Annotated in this window: 21 protein-coding genes and 1 tRNA gene; 11 read left to right on the top strand and 11 right to left on the bottom strand. The window is 66.9% G+C overall.

Translation table 11 applies throughout. From position 1 onward, the window contains the following. Nucleotides 1-30 precede the first annotated feature (30 nt). Nucleotides 31-117 (bottom strand) — tRNA-Leu (locus tag H7841_04470). A gap of 143 nt (nt 118-260) precedes the next feature. On the opposite strand from H7841_04470, the gene H7841_04465 reads away from it, so the two are divergent. Continuing rightward, the gene (locus H7841_04465) at nt 261-1,277 is read left to right on the top strand and encodes a complex I NDUFA9 subunit family protein (protein MEO5336137.1); all 1,017 of its coding nucleotides are present in this window, start codon (nt 261-263) and stop codon (nt 1,275-1,277) included. A 91-nt stretch (nt 1,278-1,368) separates the two neighbouring features. Then, nucleotides 1,369-2,820 carry a DUF294 nucleotidyltransferase-like domain-containing protein gene (locus tag H7841_04460; GenBank protein ID MEO5336136.1) on the top strand — a complete coding sequence of 484 codons (1,452 nt, stop codon included), beginning with the start codon at nt 1,369-1,371 and terminating at the stop codon, nt 2,818-2,820. On the opposite strand, the gene H7841_04455 is transcribed toward H7841_04460, so the two are convergent. Beyond that, nucleotides 2,806-3,693, bottom strand: a complete 888-nt coding sequence (locus tag H7841_04455; GenBank protein ID MEO5336135.1) for an SDR family oxidoreductase — start codon at nt 3,691-3,693, stop codon at nt 2,806-2,808. The two genes, H7841_04460 and H7841_04455, sit on opposite strands and share 15 nt — an antisense overlap. Nucleotides 3,694-3,744: 51 nt before the next feature. Here H7841_04455 and H7841_04450 point away from each other — a divergent pair, with 51 nt between their 5' ends. After that, nucleotides 3,745-4,488 carry a tetratricopeptide repeat protein gene (locus H7841_04450; protein ID MEO5336134.1) on the top strand — a complete coding sequence of 248 codons (744 nt, stop codon included), beginning with the start codon at nt 3,745-3,747 and terminating at the stop codon, nt 4,486-4,488. On the opposite strand, the gene H7841_04445 is transcribed toward H7841_04450, so the two are convergent. The 7 genes from H7841_04445 to H7841_04415 form a co-directional block, all read right to left on the bottom strand. Then, nucleotides 4,472-6,424 (bottom strand): cobalamin-dependent protein, encoded by a 1,953-nt coding sequence (locus tag H7841_04445; GenBank protein ID MEO5336133.1) that lies wholly within the window; start codon nt 6,422-6,424, stop codon nt 4,472-4,474. The two genes, H7841_04450 and H7841_04445, sit on opposite strands and share 17 nt — an antisense overlap. Before the next feature lie 61 nt (nt 6,425-6,485). Further along, nucleotides 6,486-6,941, bottom strand: a complete 456-nt coding sequence (locus tag H7841_04440; GenBank protein ID MEO5336132.1) for a diheme cytochrome c — start codon at nt 6,939-6,941, stop codon at nt 6,486-6,488. Between the two features lie 11 nt (nt 6,942-6,952). Further along, nucleotides 6,953-7,366, bottom strand: coding sequence for a DUF1924 domain-containing protein (locus H7841_04435; protein ID MEO5336131.1), 414 nt, complete (start codon nt 7,364-7,366; stop codon nt 6,953-6,955). Further along, nucleotides 7,363-8,463 carry a cytochrome b/b6 domain-containing protein gene (locus H7841_04430; GenBank protein MEO5336130.1) on the bottom strand — a complete coding sequence of 367 codons (1,101 nt, stop codon included), beginning with the start codon at nt 8,461-8,463 and terminating at the stop codon, nt 7,363-7,365. Before H7841_04430 ends, H7841_04435 begins: the two co-directional genes overlap by 4 nt. An 86-nt stretch (nt 8,464-8,549) precedes the next feature. Beyond that, entirely contained in the window at nt 8,550-8,900 is a 351-nt protein-coding gene (locus H7841_04425; protein ID MEO5336129.1) for a MarR family transcriptional regulator, read from the bottom strand. 61 nt (nt 8,901-8,961) lie between these two features. Beyond that, nucleotides 8,962-10,323, bottom strand: a complete 1,362-nt coding sequence (locus H7841_04420; GenBank protein ID MEO5336128.1) for a leucyl aminopeptidase family protein — start codon at nt 10,321-10,323, stop codon at nt 8,962-8,964. A 1-nt stretch (nt 10,324) separates the two neighbouring features. Next, nucleotides 10,325-10,801: a hypothetical protein gene (locus H7841_04415; protein ID MEO5336127.1), complete on the bottom strand. Its 477-nt coding sequence runs from the start codon at nt 10,799-10,801 to the stop codon at nt 10,325-10,327. A gap of 175 nt (nt 10,802-10,976) precedes the next feature. Here H7841_04415 and H7841_04410 point away from each other — a divergent pair, with 175 nt between their 5' ends. Beyond that, nucleotides 10,977-11,729, top strand: a complete 753-nt coding sequence (locus tag H7841_04410) for a transporter substrate-binding domain-containing protein (protein ID MEO5336126.1) — start codon at nt 10,977-10,979, stop codon at nt 11,727-11,729. Beyond that, a complete protein-coding gene (locus H7841_04405) occupies nt 11,726-13,213 on the top strand; it encodes an ATP-binding protein (GenBank protein ID MEO5336125.1) in 1,488 nt (495 codons plus the stop codon). Before H7841_04410 ends, H7841_04405 begins: the two co-directional genes overlap by 4 nt. Here the strand turns inward: H7841_04405 and H7841_04400 are convergent. Next, on the bottom strand, nt 13,188-13,970 hold the full coding sequence (locus H7841_04400) for an NRDE family protein (GenBank protein MEO5336124.1): 783 nt from the start codon (nt 13,968-13,970) through the stop codon (nt 13,188-13,190). The genes H7841_04405 and H7841_04400 overlap by 26 nt on opposite strands. A gap of 149 nt (nt 13,971-14,119) precedes the next feature. After that, a complete protein-coding gene (locus H7841_04395; protein ID MEO5336123.1) occupies nt 14,120-15,511 on the bottom strand; it encodes a ribulose-bisphosphate carboxylase in 1,392 nt (463 codons plus the stop codon). A gap of 139 nt (nt 15,512-15,650) precedes the next feature. Between H7841_04395 and H7841_04390 the strand changes: the two genes are divergently transcribed. The 6 genes from H7841_04390 to H7841_04365 all read left to right on the top strand — a co-directional run bounded on the left by H7841_04390 (nt 15,651) and on the right by H7841_04365 (nt 20,426). Then, nucleotides 15,651-16,589: a LysR substrate-binding domain-containing protein gene (locus H7841_04390; GenBank protein MEO5336122.1), complete on the top strand. Its 939-nt coding sequence runs from the start codon at nt 15,651-15,653 to the stop codon at nt 16,587-16,589. Nucleotides 16,590-16,683: 94 nt separating this feature from the next. After that, nucleotides 16,684-17,271 (top strand): YqgE/AlgH family protein, encoded by a 588-nt coding sequence (locus tag H7841_04385; protein ID MEO5336121.1) that lies wholly within the window; start codon nt 16,684-16,686, stop codon nt 17,269-17,271. A 325-nt stretch (nt 17,272-17,596) separates the two neighbouring features. Then, a complete protein-coding gene (locus H7841_04380; GenBank protein ID MEO5336120.1) occupies nt 17,597-17,812 on the top strand; it encodes a hypothetical protein in 216 nt (71 codons plus the stop codon). Nucleotides 17,813-17,814: 2 nt separating this feature from the next. Further along, entirely contained in the window at nt 17,815-19,380 is a 1,566-nt protein-coding gene (locus H7841_04375; protein MEO5336119.1) for a portal protein, read from the top strand. Beyond that, a complete protein-coding gene (locus H7841_04370) occupies nt 19,367-19,678 on the top strand; it encodes a hypothetical protein (GenBank protein MEO5336118.1) in 312 nt (103 codons plus the stop codon). Before H7841_04375 ends, H7841_04370 begins: the two co-directional genes overlap by 14 nt. Further along, nucleotides 19,671-20,426, top strand: a complete 756-nt coding sequence (locus H7841_04365) for a hypothetical protein (GenBank protein ID MEO5336117.1) — start codon at nt 19,671-19,673, stop codon at nt 20,424-20,426. Before H7841_04370 ends, H7841_04365 begins: the two co-directional genes overlap by 8 nt. Nucleotides 20,427-20,457 lie beyond the last annotated feature (31 nt).

Raw genomic sequence — 20,457 nt, 5'->3', positions numbered from 1 at the left:
CGGCCCCTCCATCCTGGAGGAAGGGAGAAGTGGTGCCCAGGAGAAGACTCGAACTTCCACGACCTTTCGGCCACTAGAACCTGAATCTAGCGCGTCTACCAATTCCGCCACCTGGGCACCGGGAATCAGCCTTTCCCCCGCCGCCGGAGCGACAGGAGGCACACGTCTACCCGCCTCGGATCGTCCTGTCAACGGGGCACTGTTGACGCCGTTCTCCGGGAGGGTGTAAGCCGGTTCCGGTATCCAAGGAGGAACAAGCCATGGCGCGACGCATCGTCACCGTATTCGGCGGATCGGGATTCCTGGGGCGGCACGTGGTCCAGCGGCTGGCCGCCGATGGCTTCACCGTGCGCGTCGCGGTGCGCGATACCGAAGCGGCCTCGTTCCTTAAGCCGTTGGGCGGCCCCGGCCAGATCGTGCCCATCAAGGCCAGTGTCACCGATCCGGAGGCCGTGGCCCTGGTGGTCAAGGGCGCCCAGGCGGTGGTCAATCTGGTCGGGATTCTTTACGAGAGCGGCCGCGCCACCTTCCGGCTCATCCACGCCGAGGGTGCCGCCATCGTCGCCAAGGCGTCCGCCGCCGCCGGGGTGAAGCGCCTGGTCCATGTGTCCGCCCTGGGGGCCGATGCGGCGTCCCCCTCGGCCTATGCCCGCACCAAGGCGGAAGGCGAGGCTGCGGTTCTCGAAGCCTTTCCCGGGGCCACCATCCTGCGTCCGAGCGTGGTCTTCGGACCCGAGGACGGATTCTTCAATCTGTTCGCCAGCCTGGCGACCGTCTCGCCGGTGCTGCCGGTGATGGGCGCCCCTTTCCCGCCCAAGGTCACCCTGTTCGGCGGCGGGGATTCGCTGGTCGACATCGACCTCTATGGCGGGGGCGGCCCCAGGTTCCAGCCGGTCTATGTGGAGGACGTGGCGGAATCCGTGCGCGCCGCGCTGACCGACACGGCGGCCAAGGGCAGGATTTTCGAGGTGGTCGGTCCCAAGACCTACAGTTTCAAGGAGGTCATGGAACTGGTGCTATCGGCTACCGGCCGGCGCTGCTGGCTGATGCCGGTGCCCTTCTGGCTGGCCCGGCTTCAGGCGGCCATCCTTGGCCTGCTGCCCAAGCCGCTGCTTACCAAGGACCAGGTGATCCTGCTGGGGCGCGACAACATCGCCACCGGAACCCTGCCTACCCAGGCCGGCCTGGGAGTCGGCGCCACCGCGGCCGAAGGCATCCTGCCAGCCTACCTGGGCCGCTTCCGGCCTCAACTGAAGCAGGCCGAGCGTCTGGCCTAACCCATAGACGGCGTCGAACTTTTCTTTGCGGAGCAAGCGCTTCCGTGTTAACAAGGCAGCGTTTTGCTGCAGTGCGAAGAGCCACGCCCCCATGGAACTCGACACGAAGCCGCTCAAGGCCCTCGACAGCTTTCCCTATCGCCACCGCATTCGCGACGTGATGAACCGCCCGGTCCGGACCATCGGCACCGCGGCCACGGTCCACGAGGCGAGCCAAGTCATGACCGAAACCAAGATCAGTTCCCTGGTGGTGGTGGACGACTTGGGGCAGGCGTTGGGCATCGTCACCGAGCGGGACGTGCTGCGGGCGGTCGCGCGCTCCGGCGGCCAGGGACTCAAGCAACCGGTCTCCATCGTCATGGGGCGGCCGCTGCAATCGGTTTCGCAGGACGCCTTCGTCTACACGGCCCTGGGCCGCATGGACCGCTTGAACGTCCGCCACTTGGTGGCGGTGGACGAGCGGCAGCAGCCGACCGGCATGGTCACCGCCCGCACCCTGCTGAAGTTGCGCTCTTCCAACGCCCTGGCCATCGGCGACGAGGTCTCGACGGCCCAGGACGCCGCCCAGATGGATGCGGTACGCAAGCGTCTGCCCGAGTTGATCGCCAATCTGCTGGCGGAAGGTGTCGACGGGTTGTCGATCACGGCGGTAATCAGCGCCGTGCTCTGCGACACCACGGCGCGTGCCGCGGAACTGGCGGTCGATGGCATGCGCCAGGAAGGCTGGGGTGACGCTCCCGCGTCCTGGTCGTTGCTCGTACTGGGGTCGGGAGGCCGCGGCGAGGCCATGCTGGGTGCCGACCAGGACAACGCCATCGTCCACACGGGCGACGAATCGGCGGCGCCCTGGTTCGGGGAACTGGCACGGCGCATTACGACCGCCCTGGACGGGGCGGGTGTCCCCTTCTGCAAGGGCGACGTCATGGTCACCAACCCGCAGTGGCGGCGCTCGCTGTCCGAATGGCAGGAGGAAATCACCGGCTGGGTTCGCGGCGCGGACGGTTCGGCGCTGCTCAACATCGACATCTTTCTCGATTTCCGGCCCGTGTTCGGCGACTTGACCCTGGCCGAGAACCTCCGCGACGAGTTGATCTCCCGCGCCCGAGTCTCGGCACCCTTCCTCCATGCCCTGGCGGGGACGGTGTCCGACATCAACCCGCTGGGCTTGTTCAACCGGTTCAAGCTGGTGGAAGGCAAGCTCGACCTGAAGCGCAACGGCGTCTGGCCCATCGTCAACACGGTGCGGCTTCTGGCGCTCAAGCACGGTATTTCGGTGGCCTCGACGCGGGACCGTCTGCGGGCGCTTTGCGACGGCAAGCACATTCCCTGCGATGAGGCCCAACGGCTGATCGACACCCACGAGATGATCGCCCGCATCCTGTTGCGCCACCAAGCCGCCCTGGCGGCCGGCAATATCGCCGGACAACGCAACATGGTCGATCCGGCGGTGCTGACGCGCGGCGAGCGGGCCCGCCTGAAGGAAGCCTTCAAGCATCTGAAGGACCTGCACTGGGTGATCAACAACGCCCTATCGTCGGTCTGACCCGGGGGATTCCGCCTTGCGAATTGCCGCCAGGCCCGTCCGGTAGTCGGGGTATTTCAGGACCACGCCCAGTTCCTGCTTGATGCGGCCGTTGGCGACCGCGCGGTTATCGTTCCAGAACGACAACGCCATGGCCGACATGGCCTTGGCCGCTTCGGCGAAAGGTTCCAGGGGGGGCGGCTCCATGCCTAACAGGCGGCAGGCGAAGGCGGTGACTTCCGCCGGGCTTGCCGGTTCGTCGTCGCAGACGTTGTAGACGGCGCCGGGATTCGGCCTTCTCATGGAGGCCGTCAGGACTTCGGCGATGTCCTCGACATGGATTCGGCAGAAGCGATGGCCGGGGCGGTCGATGCGCCGGGCCTCGCCGGCCCGCACCTTGTCCAGCGCGCTCGATCCCGGTCCGTAGATGCCGGGCAGGCGGAAGACGTGGATGGGCAGGCCGGAGACGCGCCACCTGGCTTCGGCCTCGGCACGGCGCCGGCTACGTTCCGACGTCGGGGCGACCAGGGCCGTTTCGTCCACCACCGCCCCTCCGGTATCGCCGTAGACCCCGGTGGTCGACAGGTAGCCCGCCCAGGCGAGGTTCGCGATGGCCCGCAAGTCCCCCAGATGCTGGTCGAGCACCGCGTCCCCCAGCGAGTCGGGTGGCACCGAACTCAGCAGATGGGTGGTGCCGGCCAGGGCGCCGGCCGCATCGGCGAGAGGATGTCCACGATCCATGAGGAAGGCTTGGTAGCCCTCCGCTTCCAGGGCGGCGCGCTTGTCCGGATGCTGGGTGGTGCCGGCCACCGCCCAGCCGGCCGCCCGCAGCCGGGCCGCCAGGACGCGGGCGCTGTAACCGAGGCCGAAGCAGAAAAGACGGGGGCGGGTCATGAAGGGCCTTGCCAAGTTTCCCGCCGGAGTCTACCCGATGAAGCCATGTCCGTGAAACGCGCATTCGCCGTTGTCTTCTGTCTTCTGCCTTTCGCCGGCCAGGCGGCCGAGGTCGACCGTGCCCGGGAATACGCGGCCTGCATGAACGAGGCGCGCACCAAGCCCAAGGAAGCCTTCGACCGCGCCGTGGCCTGGCGGGATCTGGGGGGCGGTCCGGCGGCCGACCATTGCGCGGCGGTGGCGCTGCTCAACCTGGGCAGCCCGGCCGAGGCGGCGAAGCGCCTGGAGAATCTAGCCCAGACCCTCAAGCAGGATGCCGCCTTCAAGGCCAGGGTCCTGGCCCAGGCGGCGCAGGCCTGGATGCTGGGCGGCGACATGGCACGGGCGGAGGCCGTGGCCTCGTCGGCCCTCGTCCTCCAGCCCGACAATGCCGAACTGTTCGTCGACCGGGCGGTCATCCGGGCCGGGCGCAACGACTACAAGTCGGCCGTTATGGACCTGGACCGTGCCGTCGGCCTGCTGCCCAATCGCCCCGACGCCCTGGTCTTCCGGGCCTCGGCGCATCGTTTCCTGGACAACCTCGACAAGGCCCTGGCCGATGTGGAAAGGGCGCTGGCTCTCGATCCCAACCATCCGGAAGGGCTCCTGGAACGGGGTATCCTGCGCCGAATGAAAGGCAACGATGCCGGCGCCCGCCAGGACTGGATGCAGTTGCTGCGCAATGCGCCGGATGGCGACACCGCGGCCGCCGCGCGGGCGAACCTGGAAAAGATGGACGTCAAGGCGGGGAAGTAGGGGGCGTGAAATAGGCGAGACCCGGGGCGTCGCGCCGGGCCTCGGCCACCAGGCGCCGCAGTCCCGCCATCCGCTCGGCCAAGGCTCCCTGGGCCCTGGGGGCTAGGCGCCGGGCCTGATCCAGATGCAGGGCCGCCGCATCGTGGCAACCTTCGGCCAGCAGGGCCACCGCATAGGCCAAGTGGGTGGTGGGGTCGAAGGCACGGCGCAGCAGGGCCTCGCCGATCCAATGCACTGCCTTGCGCGGCTGGTTCTGGCCGAGGGCGAGGGTGCCGAGATCGAGAGCCGCCTGGATGAAGGCCTCGGGCCGATCCATCTTTTCCGGAGGATAGGGGCGGGCAAGAACCGCTTCATAGCCCTGGGTCGCCCTGGCGATGTCGCCGGCCTGCCGCCACCTTGTCGCCTCGGCCTGGAGCGCCTCGGCCTCGGGGTCGCGCCAGGGTTCGCGGATCGGATTGGGCAGATCGAACCGCGCCAGGCAAGATCGGCAGGTCAGATTGACCTTCTGGTAATGGAAGGGGTAGATGGCATCCACATCGCCGTGCCGGTTTTCCTGTCCGCAACGTGGGCAGAGCCAGTCGATGCGGTAAAGGGAACCGTCGTCTTCTTGACGCTTGCAGGCGGTCGCCTCGGCCGGGAGCAGCAAGGTCTCTCCGAACACCCGGAGCTTCTGGATCATCCGGGTGTAGTCTTCGTCCGGCATGGCGGTGAGGTTGTAGAGCGGAGTCGTGAAGGCCGTTTCGAAATCGGCGATCTTGCCGGTCGCCAGCGCATCTTCGAAGACTCGTGTCCCCGGGTAGGCCAGCAGGGGGACGAGGGATATCCGGTACTCCGGATGCCGTCCCCACCAGTCGATGGTGTTGGAGGCGGTCTCGATGGTTTCGTCCGGATCGCCGAAGATGAAGTTGCCGATGATGCCCATTCGTTTCTCGTAGGTGAGACGCAACGCATCTTCCATCCGGGCCCGGGTGGTTTTCTTCTTCATACTCGCCAGGATGCGGTCGTCGGCGCTTTCCAAGCCGTAGCCGATGAAGACGCAGCCGGCGTCGCGCATCATGTCGAGCGTCTCGGCCCCGGCCTCGCCGACGCGGAGACTGACCATCCATTTCAACTTCATGGGCGCGATGCGGTGGCAGAAATCGACCAGCCGTTCGTGGCGGACCGCGAAAAGTTCGTCCAGCACCCAGACCGCGTTCACGCCGTAGCGGTCGACCAGGAATTCGAGTTCGGCGAAGACGTCATCGAGGCCCCGCTCCCGATAGACGCGGCCGTTGGGATGGAAGCAGAAGGTGCAGGCGAAAGGGCAGGAGCGGCTGGAGATCAGCGCCAGAGTACGCGGACTTTCGACCGCCTGTTGGAAGTAGTTCGAGCCGTCGGGCGGTGATTCCACCAACAATCGGGCCTGGAAGCCATCGTAATCCGGCCAGGGAAGGGAATCGAGATCCTTCACGGGCTTTCGGTTCCTCGTCTTGGCGAAGGTTCCGTCGGGGCGCCGGATCACCAAGCCATCGACCGAAGCCAGGTCCTCCCCGTGTTCCAAGGCGCGTGCCAAGTCGACGACGGTCTCCTCGCCCTCGCCGATCACGCCGATGTCGAGGTCGAGCATCCGGGCCACCTGGTTGGGCGCGCTGGTCAGCAGGCCGCCGCCGATCACGGTCCGCAGGCCGGGCTTGGCAGCCCGGCCTGCGGACAGGATATCCTTCACCCGCCCGTAATGGGGCGAGATGCCGCCGGTCGCCAGAACCTGCGGATCAAGGGCGCGAACCGCCTGGCCGACCACATCGGCGGGGCGTCCATCCTGGTGGTTGAGGTTGAGGCAATGGACCTCGTGGCCGGCCCGCTTGAGCACCGCCGAGACGTAGGCGATCCCGAAGGGGAAATGGTAGGTCTGGCGGGCACCGGTGATGAACCGCGGGACGACAAGAAGAAACCGCATGCGGGTCTCTTTCCTTCCAGTGGCGGACGGGCCCGATTGTATCCCGCCCGCCGTCCGCGCCTCAATCGTCCTCGTAGTACCCCCGGTCGGCCTGCTTGTGGCAGGCGACGCAGTCGGCCCAGGTCTTCACGCCCGATTTCTCCTTCATCCGCTGGACCTTGCCTTCGCCGTGCTCCTTCTTGAAGCGCGGCATCTCGCTGATGCGCTGGGGCGGATTGGCGGTGTTCACGCCGCGCAGCCACTTGCCGCCGTCCCCGGCGTTGGCCGTCAGATATGCCTTGATGGCGTCGCGGGTCTTGTCGTCCAGGCTGGCGTTCTCGCCGAAATGGTCGCTCAAGCGGTCCATCATGGCTTCCCAGGACTTCCGGGGCAGCAATTGCGGCTGGTAGGCCATATGGCAGGCGCCGCATTCCTTTTTGACGACCGGGTCGGCCGTCGGCGGGAACATCTTGCCGCCGGCCAGGGCCGGCGTGGCGGCAAGCAGCAGCAGGGTGGCGGGAAGGATGTGCTTGAGCATGGAAGATCTCCTCAACGGGTGGCCATGAAGGTGATGAAGTCGCCCTTTTCCAGGGCCGTGCATTCGCGCCCCAGCACGCTGGTGCAGTTGCGCTGGAACCACTTGGCGACCTTCTCGGGGTCGGTATAGCGGGTGGGAACCTTGGACACTGCCAAGGGTTCGACCGGCTTGCCGGCCCGGGTGGTGCCGGTCGCCTCCGGGGTCGTCCCGTGGCAGGAGGTGCAGGACGGGGTGTCCGGCTTGCCGCCCTTCTGGGTGGCGCCGAAGAAGGAAGCACCCCGGTCGGCCGAGAAGCCGGCAAACGACGGATCGGCCTTTTTCGCCTCGGTGGCCAAGCCGGCCAGGATGGTGTCGCGGGCGGGCGACCCGGCCAGGGCGGGCAGGGCGGCCAGGGTCATCAAGGCAACAGCGAAGGGCTTCTTCATTGCGAGGTCTCCTTGGGAAAGCGGATGGCGGTATCGGCGAAGCGGCCCCCGGCGGCGTCGCCATGGCAGGCGAAGCAGTTGGCGCGGCTGGAGACCGGCTTGGCGGCAAAGACGGCATCCGGGATCTTGCGGTGCCGATGCCGCCAGAAGGGCGATCCGGAGATGCGCAGCGGCTCTTCGGCCGAGACTTGGCGCAGGCGGTTGGCGGCCTCGCTGTCCCAAGATTCGGCGGCGTAGGTCCGCAGATGGGCGGCGATGGCCACTGCAGCGGCGGGCGGCAGGCTGGCATTCTCGCCGAAGTGGTCGGAAAGGTCCTCCATCAGCGCCTCCCACGACGTGGCCGGCAACAGGCTCGGGTGGTAAAGCCCGTGACAGGCGCCGCATTCCTTCTCGAAAGCGGCCAGGCGGGGCATGTCGGGGATGCCTTTGGGCGGCACCGCTGCCAACAGGGCCAAGCTGCCGGCCGTCCCGGCGATGGCGAAGCCGGCCAGGGCGAGAGCCCCCCGGCGGGCGGGACGGGGAATGGGGGCGCGCTTGCGGCCGTTGGCCATGGCGCGCACCAGGTTCTCGCGGGTCAGCCAGCTTTCCACGACGACACCGGCGACATGGAGGCCGACCAGGACCAGCAGTCCGACCGCGAGGGCTTCGTGGACTTCCTTGCCGCCATGGCCGGCGGCGAAGGACAGGAATCCGGCCAGGGGACCGATCTTCTCCTGACCGCCCAGGACCATGGCGCCGGTGGCCACCAGCCCCAGCAAGACCACAAGCAGGACCGCCACCATCGCCGCCCCGAGGGGAGTATGGCCGGGATGGGGACGGCCCTGCAGGCGGATCATCTCGACCGCATGGCCGAAGATGGCGTGGAAGGAAACGGGGAAGTGCCGGAAGCGGGCGTGCTCGGAACCGACCAGCCCCCAGACCAGCCGGAAGACCAGCAGTGCCCCGATTCCCCAACCAGCCCAGACGTGGACATCCAGCCACCAGGCGGGAGCCAGGAATCCGGTGATGGCCGCGGCCGCCACCAGGAGCGCGAGGCTCCAGTGGAACAGGCGGATCGGAAGATCCCAGACGATGGGCTTTCCTTCGGGAATGGGCATAGCGGGACTCGGGCTGTCGATCATGGCCCGAAGCTACGCCACGACACCTCAACCGAAGCTGAGACGTCCGTTCAGTGCCCGTTCATTCAGTCCTGGAGTTTGCGCCCGGCGGCGACGATCAATTCGCCATACTCGCGCAGGAAGACGGAACCCCGCACCGTCCGCTGGATCAGCACGCTACGCCGGTCGGTCTCGTCCGGCTTGCGGCGCACCAGCTCCAGTTCGCTCAGACGGTCGAGGGCGCGGGTGATGGCGGGCTTGGAGACGTTCATGGTCTCCGCCAAGCCGCGCACCGTATGAGGAGGGGGGGTCAGGTAGACGGTCAGCAGCAACGCCATCTGGCGCGCCGACAGGTCCGGAGCGTCGCGCCGCACGCTGTCCACGATGGCGCGCCGCCAAAGGTCCAGGGCCTGAAGTTCCGTAAGCTCGATCGCCATACCGCCCCCGTATCGTTCCGGTGACGGAACTTCTATCCGATTCGCCCTCGGCGCGGCAACCCTAATTCCGTCCGTCGCCGAATTTAGTTTCCAGCAAGGCGAACAGGGCGCGCAGGGCCTGGGCCTCCCCGCCCTCGGGACGGCCCGGCCGGGCGCTGGTGTTCCAAGCCATGAGGTCGAGATGAACCCAAGGAATTCCAGGCCCCACGAAGCGTTGGAGAAACAGCGCCGCCGTGATGGCGCCGCCGTAACTGCCATCGGGGTTGTTGGTCAGGTCGGCCACCTTGCTTTCCACCTGTTTGGCGTAGCCGGGCCAGAGCGGCAGGCGCCAAAGGGGGTCCCCTTCCGCCGCGGAGCAGGCCAACAGGTCGCCGGCCAGCGAATCGTCGTTGCAGAAGAGAGCCGGAATATCCGTGCCCAGAGCGATCCGGGCGGCGCCGGTCAGGGTGGCGAAATCGACCAGCAGTTCCGGTTGCTCCCGCGCGGCTTCGGCCAGGGCATCGGCCAGGATGACCCGGCCCTCGGCGTCGGTGTTGCCGATCTCGACGGTCGGACCCTTGCGGGTCCGCACCACGTCGCCGGGCCGGAGCGCGTTGCCGGAAACCATGTTCTCCACCGCCGGAATCAGCACCCGCAGGCGGACCTTGAGCTTGGCTCCCATCACCAGGGAGGCCAGACCCAAAACGTGGGCCGCGCCGCCCATGTCCTTCTTCATCAGCCGCATGCCTTCGGCGGTCTTCAGGTCGTAGCCGCCCGAATCGAAGCAGACGCCCTTGCCCACCAGGGTGACGCGGGGTGCGGTTTCCGGCCCCCAGCGCAGGTCGATCAGGGCCGGTTGGCGGACCGCGCCGCGTCCCACCGCATGGATGGCGGGGTAGTTCCCGGTCAACAAGGCCTCGCCTTCGATCACCGAAAGGCGTGCCTTGTGGCGCCTGGCGAGGTTCCGGGCCGCGCCGGCCAGGTCGCCCGGCCCCATGTCCTCGGCCGGCGTGTTGATCAGGTCGCGGACCAGGATGATGGCCCCTTCCAGGCGCAGCACCGCGTCGCGGTCGCAACCGGCCGGCCAGGCCAGTTCGGCCAAGGGCTTGCCGGCGGATGTCTTGTAGCGCCCGAAGCGGTAGGCCGCCAGCCGCCAGCCCAGGGCTGCCGTTTCCGAATCCGGAGCCACCGGCCCGTCCAGATGGTAGATTCCGGCCGGCAGGCGGGCCGCGATGGCCGCCCAATCCCAGGGGCCGGCATTTTCGCCCAGGCAGGCGACGGCGCGCTTGATCGAGCCGTCCTCCTCGGGAATGAGGATCGCGGCTCCGGCCTCGGGCTCGGGAACGAAGCCGGCGGCTTCCAGCCATCGACGCACCCGCGCCGGCTGGCGCTTCACCCAAGCGGGGAAACGGTCACGTCCCAGGACGGTCAGCGCGATGGTCATCTCAGCGTTTCAACTTGTTGATCAGATTTTGCACCGCCGCCTTGTCCGGCTGGCCGCATTGGCCGGTACGTTCCAACTCGGCCGACCAAGCGCCTTGGGCGGTGTCGTGCAGCACGCCGATGAAGGCGATCTGCTTGGGCGACCACTTCTTCTTCCTTTCCGCCTCCATAAAGGGATCGCGGACCGTGGCCACCCATTCCAGTCCGCACCAGTCGCCGGCCGCCGAGACCTGCCCCGCTTCGACGACGCGCCGGGCGTCCGCCGATGGCAACAGCGGCGTCTTGCGGTCCGCTTCGCTTTCGGCCGGAATAGCGCCGCCATCGGGCAGCTTGGCCTGGGGTAGCAGCAGGCGGCCGATTTCCATCAGGCCGGAGATCGACTCGTCGTCCAAGGGCACCAGATAGGGCGCCTGGGCGGTAGCGGGGAGAGCGGCCAGGGCCATGAGGGCGAAGGCGACGGAGCGACGGGCACGGGGCATGGAGCCTCCTCGAAGCGGGCGGGTGATCCTGCGACGTTTCTGCCTCATTCCCATAAGGCGATCAATGGTATCCACAGAACGCACGGGACGGAGGACGCCTTGGCGCTTCTCGGTCGCCGGCGTCCCCGTTATCTTGGGCGTAGGCGGCAAGTATTCTATCGGCGGAGCGGGAGTCATGACGGGCGGGCGAGTCATTCGGGTACTTGTCGTCGTTCTGTGCCTTGGGTTTCCCGCCGGTCCGGCGGTGGCCGGTCCGGAGTGCGAGATCGTGGTCGGTTCCTGCCATCGCGCGCCCTTGTCCACGACCGAAGGCGCCGGCATTCTCGACCGCTTGGTGGTGGAAGCCTTTCGCCGCATCGGCCGCAAGGCCTGCATCGTCCCCTTGCCCTGCGAACGCTCCCTGGTCAGTGCCGACGAAGGCACCACCGACGGCGATATCCTGCGCATTCCCGCCGCGGTCGCGGGACGCTATCCGAACCTCGAGCCCGTGGCCGAACCGCTCTACGATTTCTCCTTCCAATGCTTCGCCATCCGGCCGGAGGTTGCGGTCAAGGGGTGGGACGATCTGGCATCTCTGCGGGTCGGCCATATCCTGGGATGGAAGATCCTGGAGGATCGGGTAAGGGCCGCCGAGGTCTTGCGGGTGCGTGGCCCCGATGTCCTTTTTTCCTTATTGGCCGAAGGCAAGGTCGACACGGTCGTCTACGAGCGGCTGACCGGCATCGGCCAGATGCGCGACATGACCCTGGCCGGGGGGCGGGTGATCGAGCCGCCCCTGCTGGTCATTCCGCAGCACATCGTTCTCAACCGCCGCCATGGGGCGCTGTCCGCACCCTTGGCGGAGGCGATCCGGACCATCAAAGCGGACGGAACCTATGCGGCCGCCTTCCGGGTGGCGGGCTTCGAGCCGCCGGGCGCCGGGCCATGAACGACGACAGGCTCTACCTCCCGTTCCGTCTCGGCCGCCGCCTGATGCTGGTGACATCGGTGATCGGCCTCGTCTTGGCCCTGCTGCTGAGCGGCTTCTCCATCCTGCAGTCCTACCATCAGCAGACGGCCGAGATCGAAAGGGGCATAGACGAAATCCTCAAAACCAGCCTTCCGGTCCTGCGGGAAACCCTCTGGCTCGGCGATACCATCCTCCTGCAGAGCCATCTGAACGGCCTCAAGAATCACGGCAGCGTGGCTCTGGCCCGGATCGAACGCGAGGGACGTTCCCCGCTTTCCGCCGGTCTCCCGCCTCCCGCGGGGGCCCGGACCCTCGAGAGGCGGCGGCCCATCGAGGCCACCTTCCGGGACCGGCCGGTGAACCTTGGCACCTTGGTCCTGGTCGTCGACATGGACCCGGTGTTCGCCAAATTCCGCCTGGAAGCCCTCCGCATCCTGGTCTCCCAACTCGTCGTCGTGGCGGTGATCGCCGGTTGCATCCTGATTCTCTACCAGCGGCTGGTGGGGACGCGCCTGCACCGGATGGCGGAATTCCTGACCGGAACCGATCCTCGGGCGCTGGGCAAGCGGCTGGATACTAGCAGGCCGGGTATTCACGCGGAAGCCTGCGACGAACTCGACGTTCTCGCCCTGGCCTTCAACGAGCTTCTGTCTCGCCAGGATATGCACCTGCGCCAACTGGTCGATGCCGGCGAGAAGCTGGAGGAAAGAGTCAGGCAACGGACCCAGGAGTTGAGTGAGGAGGTCTCGGAACACGAACGGACCCGCCAGGAGTTGGAGCGGTCCAACCGGGAATTGGAGCAATTCGCCTACGTCGTTTCCCACGACCTGCAGGAACCTCTTCGCACCGTGGCCAGCTACGTGCAGCTTCTGCAGCGCCGCCATGCCGGGCAATTGGCTCCCGACGCCGCAGAATACATGGATTTTGCCGTCGACGGAGCCAAGCGCATGCAGGCGATGATCCGCGACCTGCTCGACTACTCCCGCATCACAACCAAGGGCGCCGCCTTCACGGAGGAATCCCTGGACGAGATTTTCCGCGCCGCCGTCGCCAATCTTTCGGCCGCCGTCGACGAGGCGGAGGCTGCCGTCGCCAGCGTCCCGCTCCCCCGCGTCTGTTGCGACCGCGCCCAGATGATACGGCTGTTCCAGAATCTGATCGGCAATGCCATCAAGTACCAGTCGCAGGGTCGCCGGCCGGAGGTGCGGGTGGAGGCGGAACCGCGCGACGGAGAATGGGTGATCTCGGTCCGCGACAACGGTATCGGCATCGCCCCTCGGCACTTCGAGACCATCTTTCAGGTTTTCCAGCGCCTGCACACCCGCGAAGAATTCGGCGGGACCGGCATCGGGCTCGCCATTTGCAAGAAAATCGTCGAACGCCACGGCGGCCGCATCTGGGTCGACGCGGAGCCCGGCAGGGGCAGCACCTTCTCTTTCAGCCTTCCCGTCGCCCAAGGATAGACGGCACCGCGTGCAAGGGGTCATCGGCGATCCCGACTTCCCGCCATGGGACTTCCCCCGGCCGTCCGGCGGAAAAAAGCCATACCGGGGCACCCTTGGCCGGCAGGCCCAACAGGGACGAACAGACGGTCCCGAAGCCGTCCGCCATCGCCACCGTCATGGCGCCGTGCGGCCCGCCGTCCGTTTCCCGGGACGCCAGGAGATCCTGCCAGCTACGCCAGTCGCCCCGCTCCGGATCGGGAACGGAGGCCGCCTCGAACCGCGGGCGGTAGCGGCGCATCCGTACCGAGGCGGCCGTGTCGTTCAGGTCGTGGGCGGTAAGCATGGCGAGGCCGGGCGGGATCGCCTGAACCCCCAAGTCCATTCCGTCCCAGCGTGCCCAGAAGGCTGCCGTCGAATCGGCCAGTAGGAGATTGAAAGGCCGCCAGAGGCTGGCGTCCCTGCCGCCCAGTCCGGCAGCCGCCTCGGCAGCCGTGGCATGGTCCAGGGCCATCAAGGGCAGATCGCCTCGGCTGGCGAAGCCGGCCTTGGGGCCCAGGGTCCCCGGCCGGTTGAGGATGGCCGCCACCACCCCTTTCCCGTTGAGCCCCATCCAGGTGCCGCCGGCCAGTTCGTCCAAACCGCCGACGACGTCCGGGTGCGTCGGCCAATGACGGCCCGGCGCCCGCCACGGCCGACCGGCCATTTCGTCGCGGTTGGCGGCAAACAGCAGCGGCCAGTCATGGCCTGGGCGGAATAGGACGACGACGGTGCACAAGGCGGCCTCGCAGCTGGATGTCGTGGGCGCGTAAGCCAGAATAGCCGGACCGCCCGCGAGATGCACCGTCCCCATGATGTCCAAAGGGAAACGGCCGGGGATGTCGCCATCCCCGGCCGTCCGTTTCTTTATCCGTGTTCGGGAGAAGCCTACTTGTGCTTCTTGCCCAGCTTCTTGCGCCAGTCGGGATAGATCTTGTCGGCGTCGTGGGCGAAGGATTCGAAGGCGCCCGCCAGTTCCTTGTGATCCTTGGCGTAGGTCACCAGGTCGACGCCCTTCATCCAGGCATCGCGCGCCTGCTTGAGCGAGATGGCGCCGGCCGTGCCGCCGTCCTTGTGGCCGAAGGCGCCGCCGCCCGAGGTCTGGATCACGTTGCAATGGCCCAGGTTGTCGAAGAAACCGGGCAGGCGGAGCGCGTTCATGCCGCCCGAGATGATCGGCGTGGTCGCCATCATGCCGTGCCATTCCTGATGATAGTAGAGGCCGTCGGCGGCGTCGCGCTCCAGCATGAAGGCCAGCAGCTTGTCGGCCGGATCGCCTTCCATCTTGCCGTAGCCCATGGTGCCGGTATGGATGCCCGACGCGCCCTGCAGGCGCGACATCTTCATGTGGACCAGGGAGTTGTAGCCGCGCTTGGCCTGCGGGCTGGTCACCATGCCGTGGCCGGCGCGGTGGTAGTGCAGGAACTGCTTGGGGAAGTAGCGCCGGCACAGCGTCACCGACATCGGGCCGCCGACGTAGCCGTCCACCAGGAAGGCCACATGGTCGGCGTTCTCGCCGAATTCCTCCAGGATGTATTCGCCGCGGCGGATCATCTCGAACGGATCGTCGGCAGTGATGTTGGCCGAGAACAGCTTGGCCTCGCCGGTCTTGTCCTGGGCGCGCTTCATGGCGTCCGCGATCAGGGGAATCACCTCGCGGGTCGGCGCGAAGACCTGGTTGCCCTGGGGCTCGTCGTTCTTGATGAAGTCGCCGCCCAGCCAGAACATGTAGCAGGCATCGGCAAACGGCTTCGGACGTAGGCCCAGCTTCGGCTTGATGATGGTGCCGACCACCATGCCGCCGTTATCCAGGTCGCGGCCGAGCACGCGCCACATGTCCTTGATGTTGCAGGCCGGGCCGTCGAACAGGCGGAGCAGGGCCGCCGGCATGTAGAAGTCGAGCATCTTGGCGTATTCGATGTCGCCCATGCCCTGGTTGTTGCCGATGGTGAGCGTCATGAAGGAAACCATCATGGCGCGGCCGTCGATCATGTTGCGGTCGAACAACTCGATCGGATAGGCGATCTTCATCAGCTCCTTGGCTTCGTCGATCTCGTAGACCAGCGCGTCGACGCCCTTGGTGAAGTCGTCGGTGGTGCAGACGTCCACATTGGTGCCGGTCGAGGATTCGGCGGCGAAGTGGGCGGCCGCTTCCAGATAGCCGTAGCCCTTCTTAGGCTTCATCAGGTAGGCGCAGAGCACGTGCCGGCCGCCCTTGATGAGGTCCTTTTCCTTCAGTTTCAGGTTCGCGTAACGCTTGGACTGATCGAGCAGCGCCATGGCCGTGTCTCCTCGCGACGTATGATTATGAGCCCGCCCCCGTGGCGGTTTGGATGGCGCGGACTATAGCGAAAGCGCTTATATAAGAAAAACAAAATGTGTTGATGGCAAGCATAAGCATGTCTTATGTTGTGCGGCCATGAACGTAACCCTGCGCCAGCTTCGCGCCTTCGCCGCCGTGGCCCGCCACAAGAGCTTCACCCGCGCCGCCGAGGAGTTGCATCTGACTCAGCCGGCGATCTCCATGCAGGTCAAGCAGCTGGAGGCCCAGCTTGGCCTGCCTCTGTTCGAGCAGGCGGGGCGCGCCCTGCGCCTCAACGAGGCGGGCGAGGAGGTCTACCGCCAGGCCCGCGCGCTCACCCAGCAACTGGACGAGTTGGAGGAAGTGCTGGATCGCCTCAAGGGCCTTGAGCGGGGGCGACTCACCATCTCGGCCATTTCCACCGCCACCTATTTCGTGCCCCGGCTTCTTGGCACCTTCTCGCGCCGCTATCCGGGAATCACGGTCAGCCTGGACGTCACCAACCGGGAAGAGGCTCTGGCGCATTTGCGCGACAACGAAGTCGACATGGCGATCATGGGCCAGCCGCCGGCAGGACTGGAACTGGAGGCGGGGCCCTTCATGGAAAACCCGCTGGTCATCGCCGCCGCCCCCGACCATCCTTTGGCCGGCGTTTCCGCCATTTCCCATAAGCGGCTGGAGGACGAGGTCTTCCTGGTGCGGGAGCCGGGCTCGGGGACACGCAGCGCCATGGAACGCTTCTTCCGCGATCATCGCCTGAAGCTGAGAACGGGCATGGAGATGAAAAGCCTGGAAGCCATCAAGCAAAGCGTTCAGGCCGGCCTGGGGCTGGGGCTGCTGCCCCGCGACGCCATCGAGATGGAGTTGGCCCAAGGGCGCCTGGTGGCGCTGGAAGTGGTGGGATTCCCCATCCTGCGCCACTGGTACGTCGTGCACCGCAAAGGCAAGTCCCTGCCCCCCGCCGCCAATGCCTTCCGGGGGTTCCTGCTCACCGAGGCGGCGGGGTTGCTGGGCAAGGCCAGCGTCGGCGCCCCCCCGATCTCGGAAATCTCCTAACTGACGACACGCCCTAGCCCCCAGCAAAAAATCGGTTTTTCTTTTCCCGGCGGGGACCCTATGCGAGAATGGCGCCGAGCAAGGAAAGCCGCCCATGACCCGTTCCCCCGCCCTGACCCAAGACGAGACCATGAGTCTTGCCGGCCAACTTCTGGTCGCCATGCCCGGCATGCCCGATCCCCGCTTCGCCAAGACCGTGATCTATCTTTGCGGCCATGGACCGGAGGGTGCTATGGGACTGGTCATCAACCGGGCCCTGGATTCCATGACCTTTCCGGAAATCCTGGAGCAACTCGACATTCCCCCGGTGCCCGAGGGCAAGGACATCGTGGTCCATTTCGGCGGGCCGGTGGAGGGAGGACGCGGCTTCGTGCTTCATTCCGCCGACTACATGGGCGAATCGACCCTGGTTGTGGATGAAACTGTGGCGCTCACCGCCACGGTGGACATCCTGCGCGACATCGCCGAAGGCGGTGGCCCGCGCCGCCGGTTGATTGCCCTGGGATACGCCGGCTGGGGGCCGGGGCAGCTCGATACGGAAATCAAGAACAACGGCTGGCTGCACGTGCCGCCGGACGAGAACCTGGTCTTCGATGCCGACCTGGACGGCAAATGGGAACGCGCAATGGGCAAGCTGGGCATCGATCCGCGGATGCTGTCGGACGAGGCCGGTCACGCCTGAGGCATGAAGGTGATTGTTCCCCGATCTATTTAACCAGATCAACTCAGTTTGTTATCGATACGGCAAGACGACACCCCCTCATCACATAAGGCCCCTCCAGAGGCGTCGACAAATGGCGCCCCTCCTTCGAGCGGCAGCCTTGCCTTCGGCGCGAACATAGAGACAAAAGTCTTTATGTTCGAAAAATGTCCTTGACTGCGCCCTTCGGTGGCCCTAAGGTCGTTTCCGTGACCGGGACACGTGCGCCCGGCGTCTTTCCGCCGCCCCGGCAGCCGCCGCGGCGGCTTTTTCATTTTCCCCAACCGTGAACGAAAGGAGACTCCCCATGGGTGGAATCTTCGGCTCCGCGCCGCCCCCGCCACCGCCGCCCCCGCCACCGCCTCCTCCTCCCGATCCGGAGGCCGAGGACCGCAAACGGCGCCTGGAGGCCATCGAGCGTCGCCGCCGCGGCCGCTCCGGTCTCAACCTGACATCGGAGCGTGGCATCCTCGACGGTTCGACCGCCACCCCTTCGGGCAAGCAACATCTCCTGGGAGAGTGACCATGGACGACATCGCGCCCCAGACCGTGGTGGACCGCTATACCCGCGCCAAAGAGCGGCGCTCCACCTGGGAAGCGCACTGGCAGGAATGCTACGACTATGCCCTGCCTTTGCGCGACGCCATCCTCAGCAACCGCGAGCCGGGCGAAAAGAAGAGCGACAAGCTCTTCGACGGCACGGCTCCGGACGCCGTCGACCAGTTGGCGGCCAGCATGCTGTCGCAACTGACTCCCCCCTGGTCGCGCTGGTTCGGGCTGGCGCCCGGCCGGGACATCGAAGGCGCCGAACGCGACTTCGTCGCCCCCGAACTGGAAAAGACCGGGGCGACCCTGCAGTCGCATTTCGACCGTTCCAACTTCGCGGTCGAGATCCACCAATGCTACCTGGACTTGGTGACGGCGGGAACCGCCTGCCTGCTGTTCGAGGAGGCCCCGCCAGGGGCCGCCTCGGCTTTCCAGTTCACCGCCGTGCCCTTGGGGCAGGTGGTGTTCGAGGAGGACGCCTTCGGCCGCCTCACCACCACCTTCCGGCGGAGCGAACTGACCCTCACCCAGTTCCGCAGCCGCTTTCCCAAGGCCCAGCTGCCCGAGGAAACCCAGCGACGGGCGGAAAAGGACCTGGACTACCGCATCGCCCTGGTGGAGGCGGTGGTGCCCGATCCCGACCGGGGCGATTTCCTCTACATGGCGGTCGCCGAAACCGAGCAGTCCCGGATCGGCGAGCCGACGGTACTGGAGAAGGGCCGCTTCGCCAGTTCCCCCTTCATCAACTTCCGTTGGCTCAAGGCGCCGGGCGAGGTCTATGGACGCTCGCCGGTGATGAAGACTCTGCCGGACATCAAGACCGCCAACAAGGTGGTCGAACTGGTCCTGAAGAACGCTTCCATCGCCGTTACCGGCATCTGGCAGGCCGACGACGACGGGGTGCTGAACCCGGCCAACATCAAGCTGGTGCCGGGCGCCATCATCCCCAAGGCCGTCGGCTCCGCGGGCCTCACGCCGCTGGAGGCGCCGGGCCGGTTCGACATCTCGCAACTGGTGCTCGATCAGCTCCACGCACGCATCCGCCAGGCCCTCCTGGCCGACCGGCTGGGGCAGATCGAGGGTCCAAAAATGACCGCCACCGAAGTCCTGGAGCGGGCGGCCGAGATGGCTCGCATCCTGGGCGCCACCTACGGCCGGCTGCAGTCCGAACTGCTGACGCCGCTGGTGGCCCGGGCGCTAGCCATCCTGTCCCGGCGCGGCGAAGTGCTGCGCATAAGCCTGGACGGGCGCACCGTCGACCTGGAATACAAGTCGCCGCTGGCCCGCCATCAGGCCCAAAACGAGGCGCAGAACACCCTGCTCTGGCTCAACTCTCTGGCCAGCCTGGGTCCGCAGGGAGCCGTGGCGGTCGACCATGCCGCCGCGGCCCGCTGGCTGGGCCGCGCCTACGGCGTGCCGGGCGAGTTGATCCGGGAGGCCGACGAAGCCGATCCGGCCGCAACCCTGGCCACGTTGGGTCCTGCCCTGGCCGAAGCCCCCCAGGGCGGCGCGATGGCGCAGGGAGGCGGCCATGGGGTGCGCTGACCCCGGCTCCGGCTGGACCCGGCCCCAGGATGGGAGCGATCCCGATCTGGCCCTGGCCTTCGCCCGCTGCCTCCGGGGGCGTGACGGCGAGTGGGTGCTGTCCCACCTCCGGTCCGTGACCCTGGAACGAGCCTGCGGCCCTACCGTCGACGACGCCTACCTCCGTCACCTGGAGGGACAGCGGCAACTCGTGTCCTACATCCTCCACATGGTCGAACGCGGCAGGGGATGCAGGCCCACGGCCTCGGCGACTCCGCCCCGGCCTTCCTATTCCGATAGAGGAGAAGACGATGACTGAGATGTTCATTCCCGACACGGGAATGGAGACGGCGGCCCCGGCGGCCGCCGTCTCCGACTCCACCCCTGCTCCGGCCCCGGCGTCCGCAGAACCCGCCGAAGGCGGCTTCGCCATTCCCCCCAAGTTCCGCGATCCGACGACCGGGCAGTTGCGCGCCGAGGCCCTGATCCAGTCCTACCAGGAACTGGAACGCAAGTTGGGCGCCACGGGCACGCCCCGTCCGGACGTTCCGGACGATCCCGACGGCTACGAGATCGCCATCGCCGACCCCCAGTTCGAGATCGACAAGGAGGTCAACGCCCGCCTGCACCAAGCCGGATTCAGCCGCCAGCAGGCGCAACTGGTCTACGACTTGGCCACGGAACGCCTGGGCCCCATCGTCAGCCGCATGGCCACGGCGTTCGAGACCCAGCGCCAAGTGGACCGCCTGGCCGAACGTTTCGGCGGACAGGAAAAGTGGAGCGAGATGTCCCAGCAACTCTCGTCCTGGGGCAAGGCCAACCTGACCCAGGACGTTTTCCACGCCCTCGCTTCCAGCTACGACGGGGTATTGGCGCTGCATCGCATGATGGCCGAGGCACGCTCGGAACCCGGGCTTGGCCGGGTCGAGCACCGCGGCGACGACATGCAGACCGAGCAGCAACTGAGGGAGATGATGAAGGATCCCCGCTACTGGCGTGACCACGACCCGGCCTACGTGGCCAAGGTCACGCGCGGATACGAGCGGCTGTATCCGTCCGAGGGGTGATGCGCGGCTCCGCCCCGCAGCTCCCCCTCCC

The sequence above is a fragment of the Magnetospirillum sp. WYHS-4 genome (assembly GCA_039908345.1).
Lineage (GTDB): Bacteria > Pseudomonadota > Alphaproteobacteria > Rhodospirillales > GLO-3 > JAMOBD01.
This window is presented reverse-complemented; position numbering and strand designations above follow the sequence as displayed.

What these genes read in the sequence shown, in the direction of transcription:
- H7841_04425 (MEO5336129.1), bottom strand. Translation starts at nt 8,900, where the DNA reads ATGGCGATCGAGCTTACGGAACTTCAGGCCCTGGACCTTTGGCGGCGC.
- H7841_04370 (MEO5336118.1), top strand. Translation starts at nt 19,367, where the DNA reads ATGGGGTGCGCTGACCCCGGCTCCGGCTGGACCCGGCCCCAGGATGGG.
- H7841_04395 (MEO5336123.1), bottom strand. Translation starts at nt 15,511, where the DNA reads ATGGCGCTGCTCGATCAGTCCAAGCGTTACGCGAACCTGAAACTGAAG.
- H7841_04405 (MEO5336125.1), top strand. Translation starts at nt 11,726, where the DNA reads ATGAACGACGACAGGCTCTACCTCCCGTTCCGTCTCGGCCGCCGCCTG.
- H7841_04430 (MEO5336130.1), bottom strand. Translation starts at nt 8,463, where the DNA reads ATGCCCATTCCCGAAGGAAAGCCCATCGTCTGGGATCTTCCGATCCGC.
- H7841_04390 (MEO5336122.1), top strand. Translation starts at nt 15,651, where the DNA reads ATGAACGTAACCCTGCGCCAGCTTCGCGCCTTCGCCGCCGTGGCCCGC.
- H7841_04435 (MEO5336131.1), bottom strand. Translation starts at nt 7,366, where the DNA reads ATGAAGAAGCCCTTCGCTGTTGCCTTGATGACCCTGGCCGCCCTGCCC.
- H7841_04380 (MEO5336120.1), top strand. Translation starts at nt 17,597, where the DNA reads ATGGGTGGAATCTTCGGCTCCGCGCCGCCCCCGCCACCGCCGCCCCCG.
- H7841_04375 (MEO5336119.1), top strand. Translation starts at nt 17,815, where the DNA reads ATGGACGACATCGCGCCCCAGACCGTGGTGGACCGCTATACCCGCGCC.
- H7841_04415 (MEO5336127.1), bottom strand. Translation starts at nt 10,801, where the DNA reads ATGCCCCGTGCCCGTCGCTCCGTCGCCTTCGCCCTCATGGCCCTGGCC.
- H7841_04410 (MEO5336126.1), top strand. Translation starts at nt 10,977, where the DNA reads ATGACGGGCGGGCGAGTCATTCGGGTACTTGTCGTCGTTCTGTGCCTT.
- H7841_04445 (MEO5336133.1), bottom strand. Translation starts at nt 6,424, where the DNA reads ATGCGGTTTCTTCTTGTCGTCCCGCGGTTCATCACCGGTGCCCGCCAG.
- H7841_04460 (MEO5336136.1), top strand. Translation starts at nt 1,369, where the DNA reads ATGGAACTCGACACGAAGCCGCTCAAGGCCCTCGACAGCTTTCCCTAT.
- H7841_04455 (MEO5336135.1), bottom strand. Translation starts at nt 3,693, where the DNA reads ATGACCCGCCCCCGTCTTTTCTGCTTCGGCCTCGGTTACAGCGCCCGC.
- H7841_04465 (MEO5336137.1), top strand. Translation starts at nt 261, where the DNA reads ATGGCGCGACGCATCGTCACCGTATTCGGCGGATCGGGATTCCTGGGG.
- H7841_04365 (MEO5336117.1), top strand. Translation starts at nt 19,671, where the DNA reads ATGACTGAGATGTTCATTCCCGACACGGGAATGGAGACGGCGGCCCCG.
- H7841_04420 (MEO5336128.1), bottom strand. Translation starts at nt 10,323, where the DNA reads ATGACCATCGCGCTGACCGTCCTGGGACGTGACCGTTTCCCCGCTTGG.
- H7841_04440 (MEO5336132.1), bottom strand. Translation starts at nt 6,941, where the DNA reads ATGCTCAAGCACATCCTTCCCGCCACCCTGCTGCTGCTTGCCGCCACG.
- H7841_04385 (MEO5336121.1), top strand. Translation starts at nt 16,684, where the DNA reads ATGACCCGTTCCCCCGCCCTGACCCAAGACGAGACCATGAGTCTTGCC.